The organism is Mycobacterium sp. P7213 (genome assembly GCF_900604305.1).
In the GTDB taxonomy this organism is placed as follows: Bacteria; Actinomycetota; Actinomycetes; order Mycobacteriales; family Mycobacteriaceae; genus Mycobacterium.
The window spans coordinates 61,430-86,818 of record NZ_UWOA01000009.1; the positions used below are offsets into that span (position 1 = coordinate 61,430).

General features: G+C 68.3%; 28 protein-coding genes. 6 read left to right on the forward strand and 22 right to left on the reverse strand.

All coding sequences use genetic code 11. The features are described from left to right. Position 1: 1 nt before the first annotated feature. The 3 genes from EJK91_RS05055 to cysS are packed head-to-tail and all read right to left on the reverse strand — an operon-like array spanning position 2 to position 3,240. Positions 2–859 (reverse strand): glycerophosphodiester phosphodiesterase family protein, encoded by an 858-nt coding sequence (locus EJK91_RS05055; RefSeq protein WP_125078402.1) that lies wholly within the window; start codon positions 857–859, stop codon positions 2–4. A 29-nt stretch (positions 860–888) separates the two neighbouring features. Next, positions 889–1,830, reverse strand: a complete 942-nt coding sequence (gene rlmB, locus EJK91_RS05060; RefSeq protein ID WP_046283524.1) for a 23S rRNA (guanosine(2251)-2'-O)-methyltransferase RlmB — start codon at positions 1,828–1,830, stop codon at positions 889–891. After that, positions 1,831–3,240, reverse strand: a complete 1,410-nt coding sequence (gene cysS, locus EJK91_RS05065; protein ID WP_024442380.1) for a cysteine--tRNA ligase — start codon at positions 3,238–3,240, stop codon at positions 1,831–1,833. A gap of 125 nt (positions 3,241–3,365) precedes the next feature. Here cysS and EJK91_RS05070 point away from each other — a divergent pair, with 125 nt between their 5' ends. Beyond that, positions 3,366–4,208: a hypothetical protein gene (locus tag EJK91_RS05070; RefSeq protein WP_125078403.1), complete on the forward strand. Its 843-nt coding sequence runs from the start codon at positions 3,366–3,368 to the stop codon at positions 4,206–4,208. A 14-nt stretch (positions 4,209–4,222) separates the two neighbouring features. On the opposite strand, the gene ispF is transcribed toward EJK91_RS05070, so the two are convergent. Genes ispF through carD form a run of 3 tightly spaced genes read right to left on the reverse strand, consistent with a single transcriptional unit; the run spans position 4,223 to position 5,894 of the window. Further along, positions 4,223–4,699, reverse strand: coding sequence for a 2-C-methyl-D-erythritol 2,4-cyclodiphosphate synthase (gene ispF / locus EJK91_RS05075; protein WP_125078404.1), 477 nt, complete (start codon positions 4,697–4,699; stop codon positions 4,223–4,225). Beyond that, complete coding sequence (gene ispD / locus EJK91_RS05080; protein WP_024442377.1) at positions 4,696–5,361, reverse strand: 2-C-methyl-D-erythritol 4-phosphate cytidylyltransferase; 666 nt, start codon at positions 5,359–5,361, stop codon at positions 4,696–4,698. The genes ispF and ispD overlap by 4 nt, the downstream gene beginning before the upstream one ends. Before the next feature lie 44 nt (positions 5,362–5,405). Continuing rightward, positions 5,406–5,894, reverse strand: coding sequence for an RNA polymerase-binding transcription factor CarD (carD, locus tag EJK91_RS05085; RefSeq protein WP_024442376.1), 489 nt, complete (start codon positions 5,892–5,894; stop codon positions 5,406–5,408). 260 nt (positions 5,895–6,154) lie between these two features. On the opposite strand from carD, the gene EJK91_RS05090 reads away from it, so the two are divergent. Then, the gene (locus EJK91_RS05090; protein WP_024442375.1) at positions 6,155–6,703 is read left to right on the forward strand and encodes a hypothetical protein; all 549 of its coding nucleotides are present in this window, start codon (positions 6,155–6,157) and stop codon (positions 6,701–6,703) included. A 49-nt stretch (positions 6,704–6,752) separates the two neighbouring features. Further along, the gene (radA, locus tag EJK91_RS05095) at positions 6,753–8,159 is read left to right on the forward strand and encodes a DNA repair protein RadA (protein ID WP_024442374.1); all 1,407 of its coding nucleotides are present in this window, start codon (positions 6,753–6,755) and stop codon (positions 8,157–8,159) included. 7 nt (positions 8,160–8,166) lie between these two features. On the opposite strand, the gene EJK91_RS05100 is transcribed toward radA, so the two are convergent. Both EJK91_RS05100 and EJK91_RS05105 read right to left on the reverse strand, forming a co-directional pair. Then, the gene (locus EJK91_RS05100) at positions 8,167–8,931 is read right to left on the reverse strand and encodes a hypothetical protein (RefSeq protein WP_046302114.1); all 765 of its coding nucleotides are present in this window, start codon (positions 8,929–8,931) and stop codon (positions 8,167–8,169) included. A gap of 79 nt (positions 8,932–9,010) precedes the next feature. After that, positions 9,011–9,640 carry a carbonic anhydrase gene (locus tag EJK91_RS05105; RefSeq protein WP_164517884.1) on the reverse strand — a complete coding sequence of 210 codons (630 nt, stop codon included), beginning with the start codon at positions 9,638–9,640 and terminating at the stop codon, positions 9,011–9,013. Here EJK91_RS05105 and EJK91_RS05110 point away from each other — a divergent pair. Next, a complete protein-coding gene (locus EJK91_RS05110) occupies positions 9,639–10,577 on the forward strand; it encodes an A/G-specific adenine glycosylase (RefSeq protein WP_024442371.1) in 939 nt (312 codons plus the stop codon). The genes EJK91_RS05105 and EJK91_RS05110 overlap by 2 nt on opposite strands. Here the strand turns inward: EJK91_RS05110 and EJK91_RS05115 are convergent. Further along, on the reverse strand, positions 10,544–11,305 hold the full coding sequence (locus EJK91_RS05115) for an alpha/beta fold hydrolase (protein ID WP_255341883.1): 762 nt from the start codon (positions 11,303–11,305) through the stop codon (positions 10,544–10,546). The genes EJK91_RS05110 and EJK91_RS05115 overlap by 34 nt on opposite strands. A gap of 23 nt (positions 11,306–11,328) precedes the next feature. Here EJK91_RS05115 and mhuD point away from each other — a divergent pair, with 23 nt between their 5' ends. Next, positions 11,329–11,646, forward strand: a complete 318-nt coding sequence (gene mhuD / locus EJK91_RS05120; protein WP_024442369.1) for a mycobilin-forming heme oxygenase MhuD — start codon at positions 11,329–11,331, stop codon at positions 11,644–11,646. Then, on the forward strand, positions 11,615–12,997 hold the full coding sequence (locus tag EJK91_RS05125) for a serine hydrolase (protein ID WP_444850798.1): 1,383 nt from the start codon (positions 11,615–11,617) through the stop codon (positions 12,995–12,997). Before mhuD ends, EJK91_RS05125 begins: the two co-directional genes overlap by 32 nt. A gap of 65 nt (positions 12,998–13,062) precedes the next feature. On the opposite strand, the gene clpC1 is transcribed toward EJK91_RS05125, so the two are convergent. The 13 genes from clpC1 to folE form a co-directional block, all read right to left on the reverse strand. Continuing rightward, positions 13,063–15,591, reverse strand: coding sequence for an ATP-dependent protease ATP-binding subunit ClpC (gene clpC1, locus EJK91_RS05130; RefSeq protein WP_125078406.1), 2,529 nt, complete (start codon positions 15,589–15,591; stop codon positions 13,063–13,065). A 250-nt stretch (positions 15,592–15,841) separates the two neighbouring features. Continuing rightward, positions 15,842–16,177: a histone-like nucleoid-structuring protein Lsr2 gene (lsr2, locus tag EJK91_RS05135; RefSeq protein WP_024442366.1), complete on the reverse strand. Its 336-nt coding sequence runs from the start codon at positions 16,175–16,177 to the stop codon at positions 15,842–15,844. A gap of 115 nt (positions 16,178–16,292) precedes the next feature. After that, a complete protein-coding gene (gene lysS, locus EJK91_RS05140) occupies positions 16,293–17,816 on the reverse strand; it encodes a lysine--tRNA ligase (protein WP_046301919.1) in 1,524 nt (507 codons plus the stop codon). A 52-nt stretch (positions 17,817–17,868) separates the two neighbouring features. Next, positions 17,869–18,681, reverse strand: coding sequence for a type III pantothenate kinase (locus tag EJK91_RS05145; protein ID WP_024442364.1), 813 nt, complete (start codon positions 18,679–18,681; stop codon positions 17,869–17,871). Between the two features lie 2 nt (positions 18,682–18,683). Then, positions 18,684–19,100 (reverse strand): aspartate 1-decarboxylase, encoded by a 417-nt coding sequence (gene panD / locus EJK91_RS05150; protein WP_046301920.1) that lies wholly within the window; start codon positions 19,098–19,100, stop codon positions 18,684–18,686. Further along, positions 19,100–20,065, reverse strand: a complete 966-nt coding sequence (gene panC, locus EJK91_RS05155; protein WP_024442362.1) for a pantoate--beta-alanine ligase — start codon at positions 20,063–20,065, stop codon at positions 19,100–19,102. The genes panD and panC overlap by 1 nt, the downstream gene beginning before the upstream one ends. Next, positions 20,062–20,964: a Rossmann-like and DUF2520 domain-containing protein gene (locus EJK91_RS05160; RefSeq protein ID WP_125078407.1), complete on the reverse strand. Its 903-nt coding sequence runs from the start codon at positions 20,962–20,964 to the stop codon at positions 20,062–20,064. The genes panC and EJK91_RS05160 overlap by 4 nt, the downstream gene beginning before the upstream one ends. Before the next feature lie 128 nt (positions 20,965–21,092). Further along, a complete protein-coding gene (locus EJK91_RS05165; RefSeq protein ID WP_125078408.1) occupies positions 21,093–22,454 on the reverse strand; it encodes a DUF6779 domain-containing protein in 1,362 nt (453 codons plus the stop codon). A 129-nt stretch (positions 22,455–22,583) separates the two neighbouring features. Next, positions 22,584–23,069, reverse strand: a complete 486-nt coding sequence (locus EJK91_RS05170; RefSeq protein ID WP_024442359.1) for a DUF3180 domain-containing protein — start codon at positions 23,067–23,069, stop codon at positions 22,584–22,586. Beyond that, on the reverse strand, positions 23,069–23,587 hold the full coding sequence (gene folK, locus EJK91_RS05175; protein ID WP_125078409.1) for a 2-amino-4-hydroxy-6-hydroxymethyldihydropteridine diphosphokinase: 519 nt from the start codon (positions 23,585–23,587) through the stop codon (positions 23,069–23,071). The genes EJK91_RS05170 and folK overlap by 1 nt, the downstream gene beginning before the upstream one ends. Further along, on the reverse strand, positions 23,584–23,973 hold the full coding sequence (gene folB / locus EJK91_RS05180) for a dihydroneopterin aldolase (RefSeq protein WP_024442357.1): 390 nt from the start codon (positions 23,971–23,973) through the stop codon (positions 23,584–23,586). The genes folK and folB overlap by 4 nt, the downstream gene beginning before the upstream one ends. Further along, positions 23,966–24,802 carry a dihydropteroate synthase gene (gene folP, locus EJK91_RS05185; protein WP_024442356.1) on the reverse strand — a complete coding sequence of 279 codons (837 nt, stop codon included), beginning with the start codon at positions 24,800–24,802 and terminating at the stop codon, positions 23,966–23,968. The genes folB and folP overlap by 8 nt, the downstream gene beginning before the upstream one ends. Further along, positions 24,799–25,377 (reverse strand): GTP cyclohydrolase I FolE, encoded by a 579-nt coding sequence (folE, locus tag EJK91_RS05190; protein ID WP_036457797.1) that lies wholly within the window; start codon positions 25,375–25,377, stop codon positions 24,799–24,801. The genes folP and folE overlap by 4 nt, the downstream gene beginning before the upstream one ends. Positions 25,378–25,389 lie beyond the last annotated feature (12 nt).

Sequence of the window (25,389 nt, forward strand, 5' to 3'; positions counted from 1 at the left end):
GTCAGCGATAGGCGGGCGGCAGCGGCATGCCGAGTTCGGCCATGACGGCACGCAGCCGGCTCGGATAGTCGGTGATGAGCCCGTCGACGCCGGCGGCAATCTGTCGCCGCATGGCATCGGCATCATTGACCGTCCACGGAATCACCCGCAGCCCAGCCGAATGTGCGCGTTCGGTGAAGGCGCGATCCACCACCAAGTAGTCCGGGGACACGATGTCGGCGCCGACCGCCACCGCCCCGGAGATCGGATCCGGCCCCTGCTCGGCCAGTGCGACCAACGGGATGCCCGGTTCGGCGGCGCGCACCAACGGCAGGGTGCGCCAGTCGAAACTCTGGATCTCGACGGCGTCGAGCTGGCCGGCGGCCCGCACCGCCGCCAGGATCACGTCGACGAGCTGCTGCTGGTTGTCCGCGTCGACCTTGGTCTCGATGTTGTAGCGGACGCCCGCGTGACCGGTGTGCGCGAAAACTTCCGGCAAGGTGGCGATCACATTGCCCGGCACCACTTCCGCATCCGGGAATTCCGGCAGCAGGTGACCGCAGTCCAGCGTTCGGATCTGGGCGAGGGTGAGATCGGCTACCCGCTTGCCCACATACGGGTAGTCGGGGTCGCCGGCGAACACCGGTCCGGTGTCGGCGCACTTCGCCGGCTCGATCACCGGGTCGTGCCACACCAACGGTTGTGCGTCGCGCGTGAGCACGATGTCCAACTCCAGCGTGCTGACCCCCAACTCGAGCGACTTGGCGAAGGCACGCAACGATTCCTCGGTGGTCTCGCCCCGGCCGCCACGATGCGCCTGCAGATCAAACGTCGACCGCTGCGCGGCCGCCGTTGCCGAAGGGTTCACCACCGCGGCCATCAGCACCGCCGCTATGAGTGCACGGCGAATCACCGCCGCTGACGGGCGATCTCGGCCAGCACGACCCCGGCGGCCACCGATGCGTTGAGCGACTCGGTGGGCCCGGACATCGGAATCGACACGATGGCGTCGCAGTTCTGCCGGACCAGGCGGGACAATCCCTTGCCCTCGGAACCGACGACCAACACCATCGGGCTGGTGCCGTCCAACTCATCGACCACGGTGTCTCCGCCGGCGTCCAACCCGACGATCTGCAGGCCGCGATCTGCCCATGCCTTCAAGGTTTGGTTCAGGTTGGGCGCCCGCGCGATCGGAACTCGCGCCGCCGCACCGGCACTGGTACGCCAGGCCACCGCGGTGACCGAGGCCGACCGACGCTGCGGGATCACCACACCGTGTCCGCCGAATGCCGCGACGGACCGCACGATGGCGCCGAGATTGCGCGGATCAGAGATGTTGTCCAGTGCGACCAGCAGCGGCGGCGCGACATCGCGGCGCGCGGCGGCGATCAGGTCGTCGGGATGCGCGTAGCTGTAGGGCGGAACCTGAAGCGCGATGCCCTGATGCAGGCCGTTGGTGGTCATCTTGTCCAGATCGGACCGCGGGACCTCCAGGATGGGCAAGCCGGAATCGGCCGCCCGAGTAACTGATTCGGTCAGCCGCTCATCGGCCTCGGCGCCCAGCGCCACATACAGCGCGGTGGCCGGGATTCCGGCACGCAGGCACTCCAGAACCGGGTTGCGCCCCAGCACGGTCTCGTTCTCGTCGGTGCGCTTGGCGGTCCGGTACGCGCGCTGTTTTGCCGCACGCTTGGCTGCCTTGGCCGCCGGGTGGTATTCCCGCTGGTGCGCCGGCGGGGTGGCGCCACGGCCTTCGAGCCCGCGGCGGCGCTGGCCACCGGAGCCAACCGTCGGCCCCTTCTTGGTGCCGGGCTTGCGCACCGCACCCTTGCGCTTGGAATTTCCGGCCATCTACTCAGACCCCTCCACCAGCAGTGACCATTGCGGACCATCCCCGGTGTCGGTGACGTCGATACCGGCATCCTTGAGTCTGCAGCGGATCTCATCGGCCAATTGCCAATCCCGTTCCGCGCGAGCGGTTTCCCGGCGTTCCAACTCGGCGCGCACCAAGACGTCGACAGCAGCCAGCGCCGCCGAGGTCTCATCGCGCGATTCCCAGCGCTCGTTGAGCGGGTCGCAGCCGAGCACGTCCATCATCGCCCGGATCGCACCGGCTGCGGCCAGCGCGCCCTCGTGGTCGCCGGAGTCCAGCGCCCGGTTGCCCTCCGCGCGCGTCCGGTGTACCTCGGCCAGGGCGATCGGCACCGACAGGTCGTCGTCGAGGGCTGCGGCGAAACGGTCCGTCCAGGTGGTGGGAACCACCGCGCCCGCCCGGCTGCGCACCCGGTGCAGGAAGTCCTCGATGCCGACGTAGGCGTTGACGGCGTCGCGCAGCGCGGTTTCGGAGAACTCGAGCATCGACCGGTAGTGCGCACTGCCCAGGTAGTAGCGCAGCTCGGCCGGCCGGACTCGTTGCAGCACCGCCGACATCGACAGCACGTTGCCCAGTGACTTGCTCATCTTCTCGCCACCGAGGGTGACCCAGCCGTTGTGCAGCCAGTAGTTCGCGAATCCGTCTCCGGCGGCGCGACTCTGAGCGATCTCGTTCTCATGGTGCGGGAAGACCAGATCCATCCCGCCGCAGTGGATGTCGAATTCGGCACCGAGGTAGGCACGCGCCATCGCCGAACACTCCAGGTGCCAGCCCGGACGGCCCGGGCCCCATGGCGTGGGCCAACTGGGCTCACCGGGCTTGGCGCCCTTCCACAGCGTGAAGTCGCGCGGGTCGCGTTTACCGGTGGCGACCCCCTCGCCCTGGTGCACGTCGTCGATGCGGTGACCGGACAGCTGGCCGTAGTCGGGGTAGCTGAGTACGTCGAAGTAGACGTCGCCGCCGCCGGCATAGGCGTGGCCGCGCTCGATCAGCCGCTCGATCAGCTCGACCATCTGTGTGATGTGCCCGGTGGCGCGCGGTTCGGCCGACGGCGGCAGCACACCCAGCGCCTCATAGGCGGCGGTGAACTCCCGCTCGTGGGTGGCGGCCCACTCCCACCACGGTCGGCCCGCTGCGGCGGCCTTGGTGAGGATCTTGTCGTCGATGTCGGTCACGTTGCGCACGAACGCGACGTCGTAGCCGCGGGCGGTGAGCCACCGGCGCAATACATCGAAGGCCACGCCGCTGCGGACATGGCCGATATGCGGTGCCGCCTGGACGGTGGCGCCGCAGAGATAGATGGACACATGACCGGGCCGCAGCGGGGCAAATTCACGCACGGCGCCGGTTGCCGTGTCGTGCAGCCGCAGGCTGGGGCGATCGGTCACGACGGGCCAGCTTACCGGGCGCTGGGTTCGCGATCGGCCACGCGCCGCTAGCAGGGGCTTCCCAGGCTGGGGTACCGATGCCCGCATCGGTGGACAGGTGGTGTGACGTGGCATATATTGCGGCAGTGAGTAAACGTCTGGTGGCAGTCTCTGGAGCGGTCTTGGCTGCGGTCGCATTTGCAGGTAGCGCGACGGCATACGCCGATGAGCCGAACAACAACCAGCCCCAGCCTCAGCCCGCCGAATTGGTGTCTGCGCCGGTCCAGCCCGCGCCGGCCCAGCCGGAGATCGCGCCGGCCGCCGAAGAGCTTGCGCCGGGCCAGCAGGAGATGCTGCAGGACGCCCAGGCCGAACAGCAGCGCCAGCAGGCCGAGCAGCAGGCCGACCAGATGGGTCAGTCCGCCACCACCGCCGGCGCCAGCACCGCCAGCATGGCTGCGATGGGTCCCCAGATCGGTATGTCCATGGCCATGATGGCGCCGATGGTGGCCATGATGGTGCCTTCGCTGGCCGCCCCCCTGCTGACCACCGGACTGACCGGTCTCGCCAACTCCGGCGCGAACAACGGTGCGAACGCGCTTGCCGACGCCGGTTCGGCCGCGGCGACCGACGCCTTGAACTTGGGAGCCCCGGAAATCGGCTCAGCCGCGGCGACCGACCTCTTCAGCGCGCCCTCCGCCGCGGATCTGCCCTTTGACCTGGGCAACATCGACTTCTTGTCCACCGTGGATCCCGACTTGGTGCTGGGGCCGACCGGGGACGCCTTCGGTAACGCCCTAGCCGAGGCCGCTGGCGACACCGCGATCACCACTTCCGGTGCGCTGCTCGACACCCTGCCTGAGCTTGGCGCCGACATGGGCGCCGAAGCCGCCAACGCCGGCGCGGACGCCGGCGTTCAGATTGGTACGGCGGTGGCCACCGAGGTTCCGTGTGGCATCATCGGCGCGATCTTCGGCTTCGGCTGCTAAAGCCACCGAGCTGACTACTTAGGCACCACCAACGCGGTAGCCACCGCGGCCAGTCCCTCACCTCGACCGGTGAGCCCCAGGCCGTCGGTGGTGGTCGCCGACACCGAAACCGGTGCGCCCAGCAATTCCGACAGCAGCTGCTGCGCTTCGGCACGGCGCGGCCCCACCTTCGGCCGGTTGCCGATGACCTGCACCGCGGCGTTCCCGATCACGAACCCGCTCTCGGTGAGCAACTCGCGCACGTGGCCGAGCATCACAGCACCGGTTACGCGGGCCCAGCGCGGCTCGTCGACGCCGAACACCGCACCGAGGTCCCCCAACCCTGCCGCCGACAGCAGCGCGTCACACAAGGCGTGTGCGGCCACATCGCCGTCGGAGTGCCCGGCGCAGCCGTCCGCGCCGGGAAACAGCAACCCCAACAGCCAGCACGGCCGGCCCGGCTCGATCGGGTGCACGTCAGTGCCCAAGCCGACCCGCGGCAGCGCACTCACCGATTGACCACCGCCTCGGCCAGTACCGCGTCCAACGCGGTGGTGATCTTGAAGGCCAACGGATCGCCTTCGACCGTCTGCACTTGGCCGCCGACGTTCTCGACCATCGCGGCGTCGTCGGTGAACTGCGTGCCCGCACCGGCTTGCTGGTAGGCCCGCAGAAGCAGGTCGGCGGCGAAACCCTGTGGGGTCTGCACGGCCCGCAGGCCGGCCCGCTCGGGCGTGCCCAGGACCGTTCCGTTCGCGTCGACCGCCTTGATGGTGTCGGCGACCGGCAATGCCGGAACGACAGCGCGGTACCCGGCATGCAGCGCCTCGACCACTCGGACCACCAGTCCGGGCGGAGTCAACGGACGTGCGGCATCGTGGACCAGCACGAAATCGGGCTCTCCGGTGGCGGCCAGCGCCAGCCGAACGGAATCGACGCGGTCTGCACCGCCGGCGACCACGGTCACGGTGCCACCGAGGATCAGCTTGGCCTCGTCAGTGCGATCCGGCGGCACGGCGACCACGACCTGGTCGATCACCCCGGACTCGCGCAGGCCTGCCACGGCGCGCTCAACCAGCGTCACGCCGCCCAGCAGGAAGAATGCCTTCGGTATTCCCGCACCCAGCCGCCGACCCGAACCGGCGGCCGGCACCACGGCTACTGTGCTTGGCACCGGACCCCCGGTCGCTCAGAACGACGCGGTAAGGACACTGCGGTTCAGGACGCTGCGGCCAGCACCTCGTCGAGGATGGTCTCCGCCTTGGCGTCATCGGTGTTCTCGGCCAGGGCCAGCTCACCGACCAGGATCTGGCGCGCCTTGGCCAGCATCCGCTTCTCACCGGCGGACAGGCCACGCTCCTGGTCACGCCGCCACAGGTCACGAACAACCTCGGCTACCTTGTGCACATCGCCGGAGGCGAGCTTCTCCAGGTTGGCCTTGTAACGCCGCGACCAGTTGGTCGGTTCTTCGGTGTGCGGGGCCCGCAACACCTGGAAGACCTTGTCCAGACCTTCCTGGCCGACAACGTCACGCACACCGACATATTCGGCATTTTCAGCGGGAACTCGAACAGTGAGGTCGCCCTGCGCCACTTTGAGGACCAGATAGTCCTTTTGCTCGCCTTTGATGGCCCGGGTTTCAATCGCCTCGATCAACGCTGCACCGTGGTGTGGATATACGACGGTGTCTCCGACCTTAAAGATCATCTGATTTGAGCCCCTTTCGCTACCCCATACTAACACGGCGCCCCAACACCCGACCACCAACGGTGCAGGTCAGGGGCACTGCGACCCCGGGAGGGGGGTTGACATCACGGCGGAAGCGTGCTGGGTCGAACCTGATCGGAGCCTGATCAGGGCTGGTCGACGGGGGTCGTGGGCGACCGGTAACCCTGCGCTACCGCCGGCAGATGGTTGCTACTACAGTGCATAGTCACAAGTCGCGACAGCCGAGCAGGAGACCACACGTGAACTCGTTCAACAGGGCCTTCAACAAGGCTGCGATCGCGCTGATCGCGGCAGCGGCGCTGGCCGGTTGCGGTACCGGTCAGATCTCTCAGACCGCTGACCAGGCGTCCGCGGTCAATGGGGCCTCAGCCGACGTCGGCGATCTGGCTCTGCGCGACGTACGCATCCAGGCGACCCAGACCGGCGACGCGTTGGAGCCTGGCCAGACCGTCGACCTGGTGTTCGTGGTCAGCAACCAGTCACCCGACTCCAATGACGAGCTGAGCGACATCAGGACCTCGATCGGCAAGGTGTCACCGACCGGCAGCAAGACCGTGCCCGTCGGCGGCGTCCTGGTGGTCAGCGCCCCGGCCGGCCCCGACCTGCCGACGGCACCCGCCGCCAAGGCGCTGCCCGAGGTGGCTAACGCCAACACCGCCACTGCGACGGTGACCCTGGACAAGGCGATCCGCAACGGGCTCACCTACGACTTCACCTTCGACTTCAAGAAGGCCGGTGAGGTGCGCGTGGACGTGCCGATCTCGGCCGGACCTCTTTCGCACCACTGACGCAGCCGTCGCGGCAGGCACTGTCGGACCCAGGCGATACGGTCGCCGAGTGGCCAAGGCACGTTCGCTCTTTCGCTGTTCGGAATGCGGCAACACCACCGCCAAGTGGCTGGGCCGCTGTCCGGAGTGCGGCAGCTGGGGCGGCATCGACCCGGTAGGCGAAGCGGCAGCACCGGCAGGTGGGCTACGGCCGGCGACACCGGCCCGGCCGGCGGTGCCGATCAGCTCCATCGAGGCCGGTCGCGCACGACCGGCGCCGACCGGCGTCACCGAACTCGACCGGGTGTTGGGCGGCGGGGTGGTCCCCGGCTCGGTCACCCTCTTGGCCGGCGATCCCGGTGTCGGCAAATCGACACTGCTGCTTGAGGTTGTTCACCGCTGGGCGCTGGCCGGGCGCCGGGCGCTGTACGTCTCCGGGGAGGAGTCCGCGGGGCAGATCCGGCTGCGCGCCGAGCGCACCGGATGCACCCACGACGAGATCTACCTGGCCTCCGAATCTGACCTGCAGACGGTGCTGGGCCACATCGAGGCGGTACGGCCCACCCTGGTGGTGGTCGATTCGGTGCAGACTGTGGCTGCCGCTGACACCGACGGCGTGGCGGGCGGGGTCACCCAGGTGCGGGCCGTGACGGCCGCGCTGACCGCAGCCGCCAAGAGCGCCGATGTGGCGCTGGTCCTGGTCGGGCACGTGACCAAGGACGGCGCGATCGCGGGCCCACGTTCACTGGAGCACCTCGTCGACGTGGTGCTGCACTTCGAGGGTGACCGCAACTCGGTGCTGCGGATGGTGCGGGCGGTCAAGAATCGTTTCGGCGCTACCGACGAGGTGGGCTGTTTCCTGCTCCGTGATGACGGCATCGAGGGAATCGCCGACCCGTCCGGGCTGTTCCTGGAGCAGCGCAGCGAGCCGGTGCCCGGCACCGCGATCACCGTCGCACTGGACGGCAAGCGCCCGCTGATCGGCGAAGTGCAGGCGCTGCTGGCCAAACCGGCGGGCGGCTCGCCGCGCCGGGCAGTCAGCGGCATCGACCACGCCCGGGCCGCGATGATCACCGCCGTGCTGGACAAACACGCCGAGCTTCCGATCGCGGCCGGCGACATCTACCTGTCCACGGTGGGCGGTATGCGTTTGACTGATCCGTCTACGGATCTGGCTGTCGCCATCGCGCTGGCATCGGCCTATGCGGACCTGCCGCTGCCGGCGACCACCGTGGTGCTGGGCGAAGTAGGCCTCGCAGGTGACCTGCGCCCGGTCAGCGGGATGGACCGGCGGCTCGCCGAGGCGGCCCGGCTCGGATTCACCACCGCGTTGACTCCCCCGGGTGCTCCGGCAACCGTGGGTGGCCTGCGTACGGTGCCGGCCGCCAACATCGTTGCCGCGCTGCACCACCTGGTCCAGATCGCCGACCGGCGCGGCGGTCATGTGGCACCGCCGCAGCTACTGGACCGGGCCTGACGGCGGTCTAGTTACCCGGCGGCGGCGCGTCCGGCGGGGGCATGTCCTGCCCCGGCGGCGGGACGTCCTGCGAGGGCTCGATAAGCATGAACGGAACCGTCGCGGATCTCAGGTTGCCGAGTTGGACGACGAGGTTGTAGGTCCCCGGTCCGATCGGTTGCCGCGGCAACGGGCACTGCGGTGCCGAGCCCATTCCGGTCCAGGTCACCGTGGTGGTGACCTGCTCGCCGGGGTCGAAGGTCTTCACCAGGGTCTCGTTGGACGGCGCGCAGTCCAGGTTCGACCACAGCCGCTGGTTGTCCAGCGAGTAGACGTAGGCAGCCAATACCGCGGCACCCACGTCCCGCTTGCAGGCCACCAAGCCGATGTTGGTGACCACCATGGTGAACTGCGGCTGCTCACCCACCGTGTACTGCGGGCCGGTCAGACCCTTGACCGCCAGGGTCGAGTCGGGACAGTCGTCGCCTTCCTTGAGCACCGGCGGTGGCGTCACCGCGGCGGTCGGGGTCGGCACCTGTGGTGGCGCCTGCTCCGCAGGAGCCACCACAGGCGTCTTGACCTCTTCAGGCGAGGGGTTCTGTGGCTTGGCGTGCTGCGCGGCGGTGGACTTCTTCCCGTCGGCATTGTCGGCACCGGCGTTGCTGCCGTGAACGACGCCGAAAATGATGGCCGACACGACTGCAATCACGATGAGCGCAATGCCCAGCGCGAGGCCACGTCGTCGCCAGTAGATCTGCGAAGGCAGCGGACCCTGCGGTTCCAAATCGAGCACGTTCTCACGGTAGGACGACCTCACCGCGAGTTGTTCGACCCGTCCCGGCGTGTCGTAGCCGCGTTGTGACCTTCGGGGACTATTCGGCGCCGTAATCGCCGATGTCGCCCAGGTGGTTGCGCGCAGATACCTTTCCGTCGGCCAGGTGGTAGGTGGCGCCGACGATCGCCAACGTCCCTGCCTTGATCTGGTCGGCGATGACCGTCGAGCGCGCAGCCAATTGCGTCACGGTCTCGTTGACGTGGCGGGTCTCGAACTCGTCGACACTGGTGAGGCCATCGCGGCGGCCCACCAAGATCGACGGCGTCACCCGTTCGACGATGTCACGCAGATAGCCGCCCGGCACCACGCCTTCGTCGAGGGCGGTCAAAGTGGCCTTGACCGCACCGCAGCTGTCGTGGCCCAGGACGACGATCAGCGGTACGTCGAGCACCGCCACACCGAACTCGATCGAGCCCAGCACCGCCGAGTCGATGACGTGGCCGGCGGTGCGGACCACGAACATGTCGCCGAGCCCCTGGTCGAAGATGATCTCGGCGGCCACCCGGCTGTCCCCGCAGCCGAACACCACCGCAGTGGGCTTCTGGCCGCCGGCCAGGGCAGCGCGCCGCGCGACATCCTGGCTGGGATGGCTGGGCTCGCCCGCGACGAAGCGCTCGTTACCCTCCTTGAGTGCTTTCCACGCTGAGATCGGGTTTGAATTGGGCATGCCCGACATTCTGCCTGTGAATCGCTCGCAGAGCGCCCCCAGGATCGAATTTCACCAGCTGTTCAACTGGTTCGCGGCCGCTGAACGTGATCTGCCCTGGCGGGCAGGCGATGTCACGCCGTGGCAGATCCTGGTCAGTGAGTTCATGCTGCAACAGACCCCGGTTTCGCGAGTGCTGCCGATCTGGCCGGACTGGGTAGCACGCTGGCCCACGCCATCGACCACGGCTGCCGCGACTCAGGCCGATGTACTGCGGGCCTGGGGCAAGCTCGGTTACCCCCGCCGCGCCAAACGGCTCCACGAATGCGCCACCGTGATCGCCCGCGACTTCGCCGATACGGTCCCCGACGACGTCGACACCCTGGAGCAGCTACCCGGGATCGGCAACTACACGGCACGCGCCGTCGCCTGCTTCGCCTACCGAAAGCCCGTTCCGGTGGTGGACACCAATGTGCGCCGGGTGGTGGCGCGCGCCGTACACGGTCAGGCTGACGCCGCAGCCCCCTCGACCAAGCGCGACAACGCCGATGTGGCCGCCCTGCTGCCCGAGCCCGACCGGGCCGCCAGGTTTTCCGCGGCGCTGATGGAGTTGGGCGCCATCGTGTGCACCGCGCGATCGCCACGCTGTGACGGCTGCCCGCTGCAACACAGCTGCAGCTGGCGGCTTGCCGGTTCGCCGCCAGGCACCGGCCCCAAAAGGCCGGCTCAACGCTATGCCGGCACCGACCGTCAGGCCCGCGGGCGACTACTGGATGTCTTGCGGGACAACGCCGTTGCGGTGACACGCGCCGACCTTGACCTGGCTTGGCCGGTAGACGCGGTGCAACGCGAACGCGCCCTGACCTCACTGCTGGGCGACGGCCTGGTGGAGCAGCTCGCCGACGGCCGCTTCGCGCTGCCCGGTCAGGACAGGAACGACTCGACGGCTTCGCGGTAGATCTGGGGCGCCTCGTCGTGCACCAGGTGGCCCGCATCGGGGACGTGCAGATAGGTGCTGTCCACCCCGAGACGGTGCATTTCTCGCATCTGCCCCGGCGGGGTCACCGAGTTGCCGGCCTCGATCAACAACGTTTCGCAGCGCACGTTCAGCCACTGCTCCCAGTAGTCGCGAGTGCCCCACTCTGCGGCGATCCGCAACCACCACTCAGGTCGGCCGTGCAGCCGCCACCCGGTCTCGGTGCGGTCGAAGGCTTCCAGGAAGTACCGCCCGGCGATATCACCGAATTCGGCGACCACCTGCTCGGCACTGGGGAACTCGATGGGCAGGGCATGCACCCACGGCTCCCACGGACCGGTGGTGCGGCCCCGGAAGTCCGGCGCCATGTCCTCGACCACCAGCGCGGAGATGAGCTCGGGATGCCGGGCGGCCAGGCACCACGAGTGCAATCCGCCCATCGAATGACCGATCAGCCGCACCGGGCCGGGCAACTGCTCGACGGCGACGGCCAGGTCGGCGACGAAGCGTTCGGTGGAGATCGGATGTGGGTCGGCGACCTCACGACCGCGATGCCAGGGGGCGTCGTAGGTGTAGACGGCACCCAGCCTGGTCAGCCACGGCAGTTGCCGCGGCCAGGTGGTGCCCCGGCCCATCAATCCGTGGACCAGCACCAGCGGCGCCCCGTGTCCCCCGCGGTAGGTCAGCAGCTCCGTCGACGCGATCCCCACCCGGGGCACGGTAGCCTAGGCCCATGTCAGTGGTGAAGATCAATGCAATCGAGGTGCCCGCCGACGCCGGGCCCGAACTGGAGAAACGGTTCGCAAATCGCGCGCACGCGGTGGAGAACCAGCCCGGTTTTCTTGGCTTCCAGCTGCTGCGCCCCGTCAAGGGCGACGACCGCTACTTCGTCGTGACGCACTGGGAGTCCGACGAAGCGTTCCAGGCCTGGGCACAGGGGCCGGCCGTCGAGGCTCACGCCGGGCAGCGGGCCAAGCCGGTGGCGACCGGAGCATCGTTGCTGGAGTTCGAGGTCGTGCTTGACGTCGCCGGAACCGCCGCACAGGCATAGCCCCGTGTGGCGCCACCTGGCGGCATGGACGACCGCGCTGACCCTGGTTCCCCTTGCCGCCGGTGCAGCCGCCGGCTGCGCTCCTTCACCCGCATCTCCCGCCGGCGCCGGTTCCGACAGCGGCGGGACGATTTCGACCAAGACTCCGCCGGGCCTGCGCGCTAAGCAGACCATGGACATGCTGAACTCCGATTGGCCGATCGGTCCGATCGGGGTGGCGACCCTGGCCGCACCGGACAAGGTCGAGCAGGTGGTCGCGACCATGGAATCGCTGTGGTGGGACCGGCCGTTTCACCTCGACAGCGTCGACATTCGAGCCGGCGCGGCGACCCTGCACCTGACCACCTCGTACGGTGCCCGCCAAGACATCAGGCTTCGCACCGACGACAACGGCATGGTGGACCTGTTCAAACCGACCACCGAGGCTCCGACCATCGGCTCCTGGCATGACCTCGATGCGGTGCTGAACAAGACCGGCGCACGCTACTCCTACCAGGCGTCGCGGATCGAAGGTGGCCTCTGTAAGCCGATCGCCGGCGCCAACACCACCCAATCCCTGCCGCTGGCATCGATCTTCAAGTTGTATGTGCTGTTGGCGGTGGCCAACGAGGTGACGGCCGGGACGTTGTCGTGGGACGACCCGCTGACCATCACCGCCCGGGCCAAGGCGGTCGGCTCGTCCGGCTTGGAGGAGCTGCCCGACGGCGCCCATGTCTCGGTGCGCAGGGCGGCCGAGAAGATGATCGCCACCAGCGACAACATGGCCACCGATCTGCTCATCGGCCGGGTGGGCACCCGAGCGGTCGAGCGTGCCCTGGCCGCGGCCGGTCACCACGACCCGGCCAGCATGACGCCGTTTCCCACCATGTACGAACTGTTCTCGGTGGGCTGGGGCAAGCCCGATCTGCGCGAGCAGTGGCAGCACGGCTCACCGCAGGAACGGGCAAAGCTGCTGAAGCAGGCCGATTCCCGGCCCTATGAGCCGGACCCGATTCGCGCGCACATCCCGGCGTCCGCCTACGGCGCCGAGTGGTACGGCAGCGCCGAGGACATCTGCCGGGTACATGTCGCCCTGCAGAGCGCTGCGGTGGGCAAGGCAGCACCGGTCCGGGAGATCCTGTCGGCGGTACGTGGCATCGATCTGCCGCGTGCCGACTGGCCCTATATCGGCGCCAAAGCCGGCGGCCTTCCTGGCGATCTGACCTTCAGCTGGTACGCCGTCGACCGAGGCGGTCAGCCGTGGGTGGTCAGCTTCCAGCTCAATTGGCCGCGTGATCACGGCAAGAGCGTCGGCAGCTGGATGCTGCAGGTCGCCAAGCAGGCGTTCGGCCTGCTGCCAACGCAGCACTAGCGACGAGCAGACGCGAAAGCCCCCAATTCCTTACGGAAAAGGGGGCTTTCGCGACTACTCGGCAACTATTCCGCGGTCGGTGCGCCGGCCTTTGCCAGGTCCGCGGACTCCGCCGTCGGCTTCGGGCTGCCGGCAAAGGTGAACACCGCGTTCTCGTGGGCACCCTCGCCGTCCCAGTTCTCGACATCGACGGTGACCAGCTGACCAGGACCCAACTCTTCGAACAGGATCTTCTCCGAGAGCTGGTCTTCGATCTCGCGCTGGATGGTGCGCCGCAGTGGACGCGCACCCAGCACCGGGTCGAAGCCGCGCTTGGCCAGCAGTGACTTGGCCCTGTCGGTCAGCGCGATGTCCATGTCCTTGGCCTTGAGCTGCTTGGCCACCCGGCCGATCATCAGATCGACCATCTCGATGATCTCTTCCTTGCTGAGCTGGTGGAAGACGATGATGTCATCGATGCGGTTCAGGAACTCCGGGCGGAAGTGCTTCTTGAGCTCGTCGTTGACCTTGAGCTTCATCCGCTCGTAGTTGTTCTCCCCGCCGCCCTGGGTGAAGCCCAGTCCGACCGCCTTGGAGATGTCGGAGGTGCCCAGGTTGGAGGTGAAGATCAACACGCAGTTCTTGAAGTCCACCGTGCGGCCCTGCCCATCGGTGAGCCGGCCGTCCTCGAGAACCTGCAACAGGCTGTTGTAGATCTCGGCGTGGGCCTTCTCGATCTCGTCGAACAGCACCACCGAGAACGGCTTGCGCCGCACCTTCTCGGTCAGCTGACCGCCCTCTTCGTAGCCGACATAGCCCGGAGGGGCACCGAAGAGCCTTGAGGCGGTGAATCGGTCGTGGAACTCGCCCATGTCGATCTGGATGAGCGCGTCGTCGTCGCCGAACAGGAACTCGGCCAGCGCCTTGGACAGCTCGGTCTTACCGACACCGGACGGGCCGGCGAAGATGAACGAGCCCGACGGCCGCTTGGGGTCCTTCAACCCGGCGCGAGTACGCCGGATCGCCCTCGAGACCGCCTTGACGGCGTCCCCCTGGCCGATGATCCGCTTGTGCAGCTCGTCTTCCATGCGCAGCAGGCGAGTGGTCTCGGCCTCGGTGAGCTTGAACACCGGGATACCGGTCCAGTTGCCCAGCACCTCGGCGATCTGCTCATCGTCGACCTCGGCCACCACGTCCAGATCCCCGGAGCGCCACTGCTTTTCCCGCTCGGCGCGCTGCGCGACGAGCTGCTTCTCCCGGTCGCGCAGGCTGGCCGCCTTCTCGAAGTCCTGCGCGTCGATCGCGGACTCCTTCTCGCGGCGTGCGTCGGCGATCTTCTCGTCGAACTCACGCAGGTCCGGCGGCGCGGTCATCCGGCGGATTCGCATCCGGGCGCCGGCCTCGTCGATCAGGTCGATCGCCTTGTCCGGCAGGAACCGGTCGTTGATGTAGCGGTCGGCCAGGGTGGCCGCCGCCACGATCGCCGAGTCGCTGATCGAGACCCGGTGGTGGGCCTCGTAGCGGTCCCGCAGACCCTTGAGGATCTCTATGGTGTGCTCGACGGTGGGTTCACCGACCTGCACCGGCTGGAACCGGCGCTCCAGGGCGGCGTCCTTCTCGATGTACTTGCGGTACTCGTCGAGAGTCGTGGCGCCGATGGTCTGCAGTTCACCGCGAGCCAGCTTCGGCTTGAGGATCGAGGCCGCGTCGATCGCGCCCTCGGCCGCTCCGGCACCCACCAGGGTGTGCAACTCGTCGATGAACAGGATGATGTCGCCGCGGGTGTTGATCTCTTTGAGCACCTTCTTCAGGCGCTCCTCGAAGTCACCGCGGTAACGGCTGCCGGCCACCAGCGACCCCAGATCCAGGGTGTAGAGCTGCTTGTCCTTCAGCGTCTCGGGGACCTCGCCGGCCACGATGGCCTGCGCCAGACCCTCGACCACAGCGGTCTTGCCGACACCGGGCTCACCGATCAGCACCGGGTTGTTCTTGGTGCGCCGGCTCAACACCTGCATGACCCGCTCGATTTCCTTCTCGCGGCCGATGACGGGGTCGAGCTTGCCCTCCATGGCGGCCGCCGTCAGGTTGCGACCGAACTGGTCGAGCACCAGCGAGGTGGACGGGGAACCGGACTCGCCGCCCCGTCCCCCGGTACCGGCCTCCGCGGTCTCCTTGCCCTGGTAGCCACTCAGCAGCTGAATCACCTGCTGGCGAACCCGGGTCAGGTCAGCACCCAGCTTCACCAGAACCTGGGCGGCGACGCCCTCACCCTCGCGGATCAGGCCGAGCAGAATGTGCTCGGTGCCGATGTAGTTGTGGCCGAGCTGCAGCGCCTCACGCAGGCTCAGCTCGAGCACCTTCTTGGCGCGCGGGGTGAACGGGATGTGCCCGGACGGCGCCTGCTGGCCCTGGCCGATGATCTCCTCGACCTGGCTGCGCACCCCTTCCAAAGAGATGCCCAGGGACTCCAGCGACTTGGCGGCTACACCTTCACCCTCGTGGATCAGGCCCAGCAGGATGTGCTCGGTCCCGATGTAGTTGTGGTTGAGCATCCGGGCCTCTTCTTGAGCCAGGACGACGACCCTGCGGGCGCGGTCGGTAAATCTCTCGAACATCGGTGGCTACCTGCTCTCCCTCGCGATCGGCACTTGATCGGCCTCGGCTCGGCCGGCGTGCCTGCTGTCCACTCTAGTGGGCGGCGCAGCGCGCTGTGACCTGCCTTGCAGTGCGTACTGAATCGACCATCCGATGGCCCGTCCCGAAAGACCTGGCACCGGATGCAAGGGACCAACGTCTGGACCCACCGAATGTGTTCCGGCGGGCGCTAGGTTCGCCAGTAGCGAAACCTAGCTGGTTCCAGTAGGCCTAGGTGGCGGCGTGAAACGCGTCGATGATGTCGGCCGGGATGCGCCCGCGGGTCGACACATTGTGTCCGTTACGGCGGGCCCATTCGCGGATGGCGGCGCTCTGTTCGCGGTCAATGGTTCCACGGCGACCGCCACCGGAGCGGCCACGCCGGCGCCCTCCGACCCGACGACCCGCGTCAGCCCACTTCTTCAGTTCGGCACGAAGTTTTGTAGCATTCTTGCTCGAAAGGTCGATCTCGTAGGTCACCCCGTCCAGGCCGAATTCGACCGTTTCGTCGGCGGCACCCTCACCATCGAAATCATCGATCAAGGTGACGGTCACTTTTTTCGCCATTGGTACCCCTTGGTTAGCTTTCGTGCGCGCAATCGGTGCGCCAGCCGTATTCGACCTCGCCGACTAATCTGCCATAAAAATACGCCTGCTTCAACACAACAGGCTACGGCGCAGTTCAGTTGCCTTGACGGCGAACAATCGGAAACAAAACGGTGTCTCTAATTGATAGACCCGTCAAAACCATCAACAGGCGGTCGATACCCATTCCGGTACCTGTGCAGGGCGGCATCGCATGTTCCATCGCCGCCAGGAAGTCCTCGTCGAGCGCCATCGCCTCGTCATCACCCGCAGCTGCCGCACGGGCCTGTTCGGCGAAGCGGTCGCGCTGCACCACTGGGTCGATGAGCTCGGAATATCCGGTAGCAAGTTCGACGCCGCGCATATAGAGATCCCACTTCTCGGTGACACCTTCGATGCTGCGGTGCTGGCGGGTCAGCGGCGTCGTCTCGACCGGGAAATCCCGAACAAATGTCGGGGCGTTCAGATCCTGACCGACAGCATGTTCCCAGAGTTCTTCGACGAGTTTGCCGTGACCGTAACCGCGGTCTTTGGGAATCTCCACGCCGAGTCGATCCGCGATAGCCCACAGGTCGGCCACCGAGGTCGCGGGGGTGATCTCTTCGGCGAGCGCGGCCGACAGCGACGGATACATTTCCACCGTCGCCCATTCGCCGTCAATGTCATAGATGCTGCCATCAGGCAGCGGCAGTTGCCGGGTTCCGATCACCTCATCGGCGACCTCTTGAATAATCTCGCGGGTAGCCACTGCCGAGTCGTCATAGGTGCCGTAGGCCTGGTAGGTCTCCAGCATCGAAAACTCCGGCGAATGCGTGGAATCGGCGCCTTCATTCCGGAAGACCCGATTCAGTTCGAAGACCCGGTCGAACCCGCCGACCACGCACCGTTTCAGGAACAGTTCTGGTGCGATTCTCAGGAAAAGGTCCGCGTCAAGGGCGTTCGAATGGGTTACGAAAGGACGGGCGGCCGCTCCACCGGCCAACGTCTGCAGCATCGGCGTTTCGACCTCGAGAAACCCGCGACGCTCAAGCGCGTTTCGCACGGCGCGAATGACCGCAATGCGCTGGCGGGCCACCGTACGCGCCTCCGGCCGCACGATCAGATCGACGTAGCGCTGTCGAACGCGCGACTCCTCGCTCATCTCCTTGTGGGCTACCGGCAGCGGACGCAATGACTTGGAGGCCATCTGCCAGGAATCGGCCAACACCGACAACTCGCCGCGGCGGGAGCTGATCACCTCGCCGCGCACGTAGACGATGTCACCGAGGTCGACATCGGCCTTCCACGCCTCAAGCTCCTGCTCCCCGACACTGGCGAGGCTGATCATCACCTGAAGCTGGGTGCCGTCGCCCTCCTGCAGGGTGGCGAAGCACAATTTGCCCGAGTTGCGGGCGAATACCACCCGCCCCGCGACGCCGACGACGTCACCGGTGGCGGTGTCGGCAACCAGGTCGGGGTAAGCGGCCCGGATCTGGGCGAGCGAGTGGGTGCGGTCCACCGCCACGGGGTAGGGGTCGCGGCCTTCGGCCAGCAACCGAGCCCGCTTGTCGCGGCGGATCCGGAACTGCTCAGGGAGGTCGGATTCGTCCTGCGTGGCGGGGGAAACGTCGGCGGAGCTCACGACCCGCCAGCTTAGAGGAACAGGGGCTACAGAACGAAAAGCCGGGCGGCGCTCAGCGCGCCGGGCGGAGCCTGCCCCGCTGACTGTCCCGGTTGCGCTCGAACACCAGCCGCAGCCCGTCCAGGGTGAGGTTGGCGTCGTGATGGTCGACGGTCTGCAGATCGGCCAGCAACAGCGGTGCGGAGTGGCCGGTGGCCACCACGGTCACGTCATCGCCGGCGCCCGCCGCCTCCTCGCGAACCCGGCGAACCAGACCGTCGACCAGCCCGGCGAACCCGTAGACCGCGCCGGCCTGCATGCATTCGACGGTGTTCTTGCCGATCACCGAGCGGGGCCGGGTGAGCTCGACCCGGCGCAGGCCGGCGGAGCGGGCAGCGGCGGCGTCCGATGAGATCTGGACGCCGGGCGCGATGGCACCGCCCAGGAACTCCCCCTTGGCCGATACCACGTCGACGCAGATCGACGAACCGAAGTCGACGACGATCGCCGCCGTCTTGAACTTGTGAAACGCGGCCAGCCCGTTGACGATCCGGTCAGCCCCCACTTCTTTGGGGTTGTCCACCAGCAGCGGAATCCCGGTGCGCACGCCGGGCTCGATCAACACGGCTGGCACCGACGGCCAGTACTGGTCGAGCATCAGCCGAACTTCGTGTAGTACCGACGGGACGGTGGACAGCGCGGCGGCACCGGTGAGTTGTTCGCCGTCGTCGCCGATGAGTCCATCCAGGGTCAGTGCCAGCTCGTCGGCGGTGATCTCCGCCTCGGTCCGAATCCGCCACTGCTGCACAACGTTTGCATTGTCACCGGAACCGGAGATCAGGCCGATGACGGTGTGGGTGTTGCGGACGTCGATCGCCAGCAGCACGGTTAGTGCACGCTTCTGGGCGAGAGCAGATCCGAGACGTCATCGGGCACGAAGGCCGGGTCGTCACCGAGGTCCACCTGCTTGTTGTCGGCGTCGACGAACACGATCCGGGGCCGGTAGCGGCGCGCCTCGGCATCCTCCATGGTGCCGTAGGCGATCAGGATGACCAGGTCCCCGGGGTGCACCAGATGCGCTGCCGCACCGTTGATCCCGATGACACCACTGCCCCGCTCGCCGGTGATGGCGTAGGTGACCAGTCGGGCACCGTTGTCGATGTCGACGATTGTGACCTGCTCACCCTCGAGCAGGTCCGCGGCGTCCATCAGATCCGCATCGATGGTCACCGAGCCGACATAGTGCAGGTCAGCATGAGTGACCGTGGCACGGTGAATCTTCGACTTGAGCATCGTCCGAAACATCAATTCCTCCGGGTTGAGACGTGATATCCATCTGAACCGGCCTCCGAACCGGCTAAAGCCACCTCGGCGTCGGCGGGAGCTCCCAGCGTGATCGCCGCGTTGTCGAGCAGTCGGGTGGTGCCCACCCGGGCGGCGATCAACAGCCGGCCGGACCCATCGGCGGGCGCCGGGCCGAGGTCGACGCCGCGAACCTCCAGATAGTCGACGTCGACGTCCTCCACCGCGGACAACACCGCGGCGGCGGCGTCCAGGGCGGCTTGGGCGCCGGCCGCAGCCGCGCGCTCACCGGCAGCCAGGGCGGCCGACAGGGCCGTCGCGGCTTCGCGCTGCGCGGGATCGAGGTAGCGGTTGCGCGACGACATCGCCAGACCGTCGGCTTCGCGCACGGTGGGAACGCCCACCACCGTCACGCCAAGGTTGAGGTCGGTGACCATCTGGCGCACCAGAACCAGCTGTTGATAGTCCTTCTCCCCCAAGAACACCCGGTCAGGGTTGACGATCGACAGCAATTTGGCGACCACGGTGAGCATGCCGGCGAAGTGAGTCGGGCGCGCGGCCCCTTCGAGTTCGGTGCCCAGCGGTCCCGGGTGCACGGCGGTGCGCGGACCGTTCGGGTACATGGCCGCGGCAGCCGGCGTGAAAACCAGGTCCACCCCGGCGGCGCGCAGCGCGGCCAGGTCGCTGTCCAGGGTGCGCGGGTAGGCGTCGAGGTCTTCTCCGGCACCGAACTGCAGCGGATTGACGAAGATCGACACCGCGACCACTGAACCCGGCACCCGCTGCGCCGCGCGAACCAGCGACAAGTGACCCTCGTGCAGGGCGCCCATGGTGGGCACCAACATCACCCGACGACCGGTCGACCGCAGCGCGCGGCTGACCCGGGCGACATCGTCAGGCCGCTCATAGACGTTGAACCCGCCGGCGGTGAAGGTGGGCTGCGGGCCCCGGCCAGTGTTCGAGTTCATCGGGCCAGCACCTCCAGCACATCGTCGGCGGCACCGGCGCGGTGCGCGGTGCGCAGTGCGTTGGTGCGATAGGCCTCGGCCAGGTCGGGGCTCACGGCGGCCAGCGCCCGCAGGTGCCGGGCCAGGGTGGCCGAGTCGCCGCGGGCCACCGGCCCGGTCAGCGCGGCCCGGCCGTCCCGCAGGGTGTTGGCCAGCGCGGCGCGCACCAGCGGTCCGAGCACCCGCTCGGCGATGCCGTCGGGGTCGTCGGCCACGGTCGAGCCGAGCGGTCTCGGCAATGCCGCGCGCAACGCCGCCAGGGCATCGTCGATCACGGTGACCACGTGGTTTCCGCCGTGGCAGAGCGCGGCATGGTAGAGGGTGCGGGCGGATTCCTCGACCCGGAACGGCTCAGCGCCGATCTCAAGGGTCAGTGCCTCGGCGATGGCGAAGCCGATCTCGTCGGCAGCGGTGATACCGAAACAGCTCTCCGACAGCCGGTCGATGTCCTCATCCGAACCGGTGAAGGTCATCGCGGGATGGATGGCCAGCGGCAGGCACCCCTGCCCGCTCAGCGGCGCAAGCACGCTGACCCCGGTGGCCCCGGAGGTGTGCACCACGATGGTGCCGGCGCGCACCGCGCCCGTGGCGGCCAGACCGGCCACGATGCCGGCCAGTTCGGTGTCGGGGACGGCGAGCAGCAGCAGTTCCGCGTCCGCGGCGACATCGGGTGCCGGCAGGATCAGGCTGTCGGGCAGCCGGCGCTGGGCGCGCTGCCGCGACTCCTCGGAGATCGCACTGCACGCCACCACGACATGCTCGGCGCGCTCGAGCGCAACACCGAGTGCGGTGCCGACGCGGCCGGCCGAGATGACGCCGACCTTGAGCCGGGCGGGCCGCAGTCCGTCGAACTGCGCCATGCAGACGACCTCACAGGTTCTCTTGATTTTCGTTCCAGTCCCGCGTTGCGGGTACCGGACGGTCGCCGGTGAGTCTATCCCGATCGGCCCCGGCGCTGCGAGTGACGTTGGTCGCAGTTGAGCGCGGATCAGTCCTCGCGGCGGCGGCGCCGACGGCCTTCGGTCGGGGCGGGCTGCAGTCGGGCCAGCAATTCAGCCACCGACTGACCGCCGGTGCTGGGGCCGTCGCCGCTCCCGTCGGCGCCGGCGGAATGCCGGGCCGCGTCCGAACGGGCGTGGGCCGGCGCGGCCGGCTCCTGCGCCGCCGGTTCGGTGACTACCGGTGGCGCCGGGCTGATCGGCGTCGACTGGACTTGGTCACCGGCCGGCTCCGCCGCGTGCCGAGAACGCGCCCGACGGCGACCCCCTCCCTCGGGGCGTGCCTGTTCGGATCCGTTCACCGGACCTGCGGCTGATTCGGCCGGTCCGGAGTGGCGACCGTGGCGGCTCGGCGCTTCGGGGCCCAGCTCGGGCACGCCGTGCCGCCCGGCATCCGCCGGAACATCCGCGGACCAGTGGCTGCCCGGTGCGCCCGGCGGAAGCCATTCCCCCTCGGCGCCAACGGGTTTCCAAGACGGGCTCGGCGCCGCGGCCCAGGGAGGAGGCGGCGAAGCCGGTGGTGGCTGCGGCGGCTCCGGCTCGCGGCGCGGTTCGGGCGCGCTGAAGGGCTGCGGCGGCTGCGCCCAGCGAGCGGCCGCCGGTTGCGGCTGCGGGTTCTCCTCGGGGGCCCGCCGGGGCGGCTCGGCGCTGCGGCGATGCGAACCGCGACGGCGCTCGGCATGCGGCGCCTGCGGTGTCGGCGGCGCCTGGGGCGAGGGACTCCCGGCGGGCGGAATCCGCACTTCGGGAACGTCGATGATCGGGTTCTCCGCGGTCTGGGTGACCGAGTCTGGCGGGTAGCTCGTGGCGGTCGACGACGCGACCCGGGTGGCGCCGGTGTTGGGTTGCTCAGCCGAGCGCGCCCAGTCGCTGTAAGCCCGGACCGGGGTGCGCTCGGGCTCGAGGGCCGGGCGATGGTTCAGGTCGGCGTCGAAGAGGATCTCGAGGTTGGTGCGCAGGGCGGACAACTCGGCGCGCAATGCGGCGACCTCGTCGGCGGCCTGTGCCCGCAGTTCGGAGGCCAGTTCGCGGCGCAGCTGGGACTCCACCGTCAGCTCGTATTCGCGCCGTGCGGAAATCTCCCGATCCAGTTGGAGGTCGTAGACCAGCTTCAGGTCTCGGGCCCGAGCCTGGTCCACATCGCTTTGCCGCCGGTAGATCACCGAGACGAACGCCGCCGCGACCGCGGCCCACAGCGCGATGATGACGGCGAGTTTGAGCAGTTCCACCCGACTGGTGAACACCAGCGCCGAACTCGCGGCGATCGCGAGGATCAACAGCGCCGTCATCAATGTCCAACCCGGCCTGCGAACTCCACGCCGACCCGGGGCGCGGGACAGGACCGAATTCATCTGCGCCGCTCTCCCCCGCAAGCGGGAGGCGCACCCTCCTCGCCGCTATGTCCCGTACCGTTGCTGGCGCGCATTGCCCGACTGTACCTGTACGAGGTCAATCCGCGTGTCGCCCCGCTCCGGCGATTCTCACCCGGGTTGATTTCCGGTCAGCTCGGTGGGCTGGCCCGGATCGTGCGGCGACTTGCAGCGGTTCTGCAGCCACAGCGCGGCGATGAGCAGAGCCAGCGCACTGGCCGCGGCGACCACTGCGCCGCCGGTGTCTTGGGCCGCGACCTGCAGCGTGGGCCGGCGCGGCAGCAGATAGCCGAGCACACCCAGCCAGAAGCCCAGCACCAGCGCCCCCATCCAGGCCGACGCCTTGGCAACCACCACGGTGCGCGCCACCGCGAGCGGATGCAGCCGCCCGGCCCCGGCGCCGATCTGCCCGTCGTCGATCTTCGCCCCGACGTAGCGGCCCCAGGCCACCTCGGCGATCGCGACCGCCAGCAGCGATATCCCGGTCCACACGGTGATGGGCGGGAACCATCGGTACAGCAATGGGACCGCCAGATAGCTGATGAGGGCCACCGCGGCCGCCGCGGCTGCCACGTCACGTTTTCGAGTCGGGCCCATCAGAGCGTCAGCACCAAATCGGTCAGCGCCACTCCGGCACGCTCCGCCGGCTCCAGCTCGTCGAGCAGATCTGTCACCGCACGCGGCCGGCCGGCTACGGTCAGTCGCGCCTCCGGCTCGATCGATAGCCAGGGAACCAGTACGAACGCCCGCAGGTGGGCTCGGGGATGGGGCAGGGTCAGCCGGTCGTCGTCGGACAGCACCTCCGTCCCCTGCTGGTCGTGGCAGCTGATCACGTCGACGTCCAGGGTCCGCGGCCCCCAGCGCTGAGTGCGCACGCGTTCGGCGGCCTGCTCCAGTTCATGTGCTCGGCGCAGCCAGGCGTCGCCGTCGGCAGCGGGGTCGTCGACGATCAGCACGGCGTTGAGGAAGGGGCCCTGTTCGACTCCGCCCCACGCTTCGGTCTCGTACACCCCCGATACCGCGCGCACCCCGGGGCCCAGGCCATCGACTGCCGACTGCAGCAGGGCCAACCGGTCCCCCAGGTTGGATCCCACCGACAGAACCGCGCGACTCATGCCGGCACCACCTTGCCGCGCCGGTCGGTGCGCGAACGCCGCGCCACCACCGCGACGTCGGCGAAGGTGAGCGGGATCGGGGCGTGCGGCTTGTGCAGCGTCACCTCCACGGCCTGCACTCGCGCGTCGCCCATCACCTCCTCAGCGATCTCGGCGGCGACGGTCTCGATGAGATCGCGAGCCGGGCCCGCGACGATATCCGCGGCGCGCTGTGCGAGCTGTCCGTAGTCGTAGGTGTCGGCCAAGTCGTCGCTGGCCGCCGCGGCGGCGAGGTCCATCCAGACCGTGATGTCGACGACGAAGTCCTGGCCGTCGGCACGCTCGTGCGCGAAAACCCCATGGTTGCCGCGAACCTTCAAGCCGCGCAACTCGATCCGATCAGTCATCGCTTGCGCCTCCTTGACTCCAGGCTTCCAGGACTCGTAGCGCGTCGACCGAGGCCCGCACATCGTGCACCCGCACGCCCCAGGCGCCGTGCAGCGCGGACAACGCCGATATCACCGCGGTCGCCGTTTCGCGCTCGTCGGGCGACCGCGGCATGCCGTCCGCGCTCGCCAGCAGCGTACCGAGAAACCGCTTGCGTGACGCGCCGACCAGCACCGGCATGCCGAGGTCGACCAATTGCGGCAACGCATGCAGCAGGGCCCAATTGTGTTGCGCGGTCTTGGCGAAGCCCAGACCGGGATCGATGATCAACCGCGCTGGGTCCACACCGGCGGCTACCGCCGCGTCGACGGCGGTGAGCAGATCCCGGCGAACCTCGGCGGCGATGTCGCCGTAGCACGGCACCCGATGCGGATTGTCGGGATCGACCGGCCGCCAGTGCATCAGCACCCATCGGGCACCCGAAGAGGCCAGCAGCGGAGCCATGGCGGGGTCCGCCGCTCCGCCGGACACATCGTTGACGATCGTGGCACCGGCGTCCAGCGCGGCTTCAGCGACGGCGGCGTTCATCGTGTCAATGCTGACCGTAATACCTTGGTCGGCAAGTTCTTTCACCACTGGAATGACTCGCCGCGCTTCCGCCCGCGGGTCGCTGCGCACCGCGCCCGGCCGGGTCGATTCGCCCCCCACGTCGATGATCGCCGCACCCTGGCCCGCGAGCTCGCGACCGTGCTCAACGGCGCGATCGACGTTGAGGTAGCGCCCGCCGTCGGAGAACGAATCGGCGGTGACGTTGACCACCCCGACGACCAGCACGCGTGTCGGGCTCACTTGCGCCGAATGAGTTCCAGGGCCTCAGCGCGCGACGTGCTGTCGGTTTTGAACTGCCCGCGCACCGCCGACGTGGTGGTGATCGCGCCGGGCTTACGCACTCCGCGCATTGCCATGCAGAGATGCTCGGCCTCGACCACCACGATGACTCCGCGCGGATTGAGTTTGCGCATCAGGGCGTCGGCGACCTGCGCGGTCAACCGCTCCTGCACCTGCGGGCGCTTCGCATAGAGGTCGACCACCCGCGCCAGCTTGGACAGACCGGTGATCCGGCCGTCGTAGCCGGGGATGTAGCCGACGTGCGCGACACCGTGAAAGGCCACCAGGTGGTGCTCGCAGGTGGAGTAGAGCGGGATCTCTTTGACGATCACCAGCTCTTCGTGCTGCTCGTCGAAGGTGGTCTCCAGCACCGCGTCCGGGTCGGTGTAGAGCCCGGCGAACATCTCCTGATAGGCCCGGGCGACCCGCGCCGGGGTGTCGAGTAGACCCGCCCGGTCGGGGTCTTCGCCGACGGCCAACAGCAGCTCGCGCACGGCGGCCTCGGCCCGCGCTTGATCGAAGATTGCCGACGTCATCGTCGACCCCGC

Excerpts from the sequence above, each read along its gene's own strand:
- panC (WP_024442362.1), bottom strand. The coding sequence starts at position 20,065 with ATGAACTCGAACACTGGCCGGGGCCCGCAGCCCACCTTCACCGCCGGC.
- EJK91_RS05055 (WP_125078402.1), bottom strand. The coding sequence starts at position 859 with ATGGCCGCGGTGGTGAACCCTTCGGCAACGGCGGCCGCGCAGCGGTCG.
- EJK91_RS05170 (WP_024442359.1), bottom strand. The coding sequence starts at position 23,069 with ATGGGCCCGACTCGAAAACGTGACGTGGCAGCCGCGGCGGCCGCGGTG.
- EJK91_RS05105 (WP_164517884.1), bottom strand. The coding sequence starts at position 9,640 with ATGCCCAATTCAAACCCGATCTCAGCGTGGAAAGCACTCAAGGAGGGT.
- carD (WP_024442376.1), bottom strand. The coding sequence starts at position 5,894 with ATGATCTTTAAGGTCGGAGACACCGTCGTATATCCACACCACGGTGCA.
- folE (WP_036457797.1), bottom strand. The coding sequence starts at position 25,377 with ATGACGTCGGCAATCTTCGATCAAGCGCGGGCCGAGGCCGCCGTGCGC.
- mhuD (WP_024442369.1), top strand. The coding sequence starts at position 11,329 with ATGTCAGTGGTGAAGATCAATGCAATCGAGGTGCCCGCCGACGCCGGG.
- panD (WP_046301920.1), bottom strand. The coding sequence starts at position 19,100 with ATGTTTCGGACGATGCTCAAGTCGAAGATTCACCGTGCCACGGTCACT.
- rlmB (WP_046283524.1), bottom strand. The coding sequence starts at position 1,830 with ATGGCCGGAAATTCCAAGCGCAAGGGTGCGGTGCGCAAGCCCGGCACC.
- clpC1 (WP_125078406.1), bottom strand. The coding sequence starts at position 15,591 with ATGTTCGAGAGATTTACCGACCGCGCCCGCAGGGTCGTCGTCCTGGCT.
- lsr2 (WP_024442366.1), bottom strand. The coding sequence starts at position 16,177 with ATGGCGAAAAAAGTGACCGTCACCTTGATCGATGATTTCGATGGTGAG.
- EJK91_RS05110 (WP_024442371.1), top strand. The coding sequence starts at position 9,639 with ATGCCCGACATTCTGCCTGTGAATCGCTCGCAGAGCGCCCCCAGGATC.
- EJK91_RS05165 (WP_125078408.1), bottom strand. The coding sequence starts at position 22,454 with ATGAATTCGGTCCTGTCCCGCGCCCCGGGTCGGCGTGGAGTTCGCAGG.
- EJK91_RS05160 (WP_125078407.1), bottom strand. The coding sequence starts at position 20,964 with ATGGCGCAGTTCGACGGACTGCGGCCCGCCCGGCTCAAGGTCGGCGTC.
- folB (WP_024442357.1), bottom strand. The coding sequence starts at position 23,973 with ATGACTGATCGGATCGAGTTGCGCGGCTTGAAGGTTCGCGGCAACCAT.
- folK (WP_125078409.1), bottom strand. The coding sequence starts at position 23,587 with ATGAGTCGCGCGGTTCTGTCGGTGGGATCCAACCTGGGGGACCGGTTG.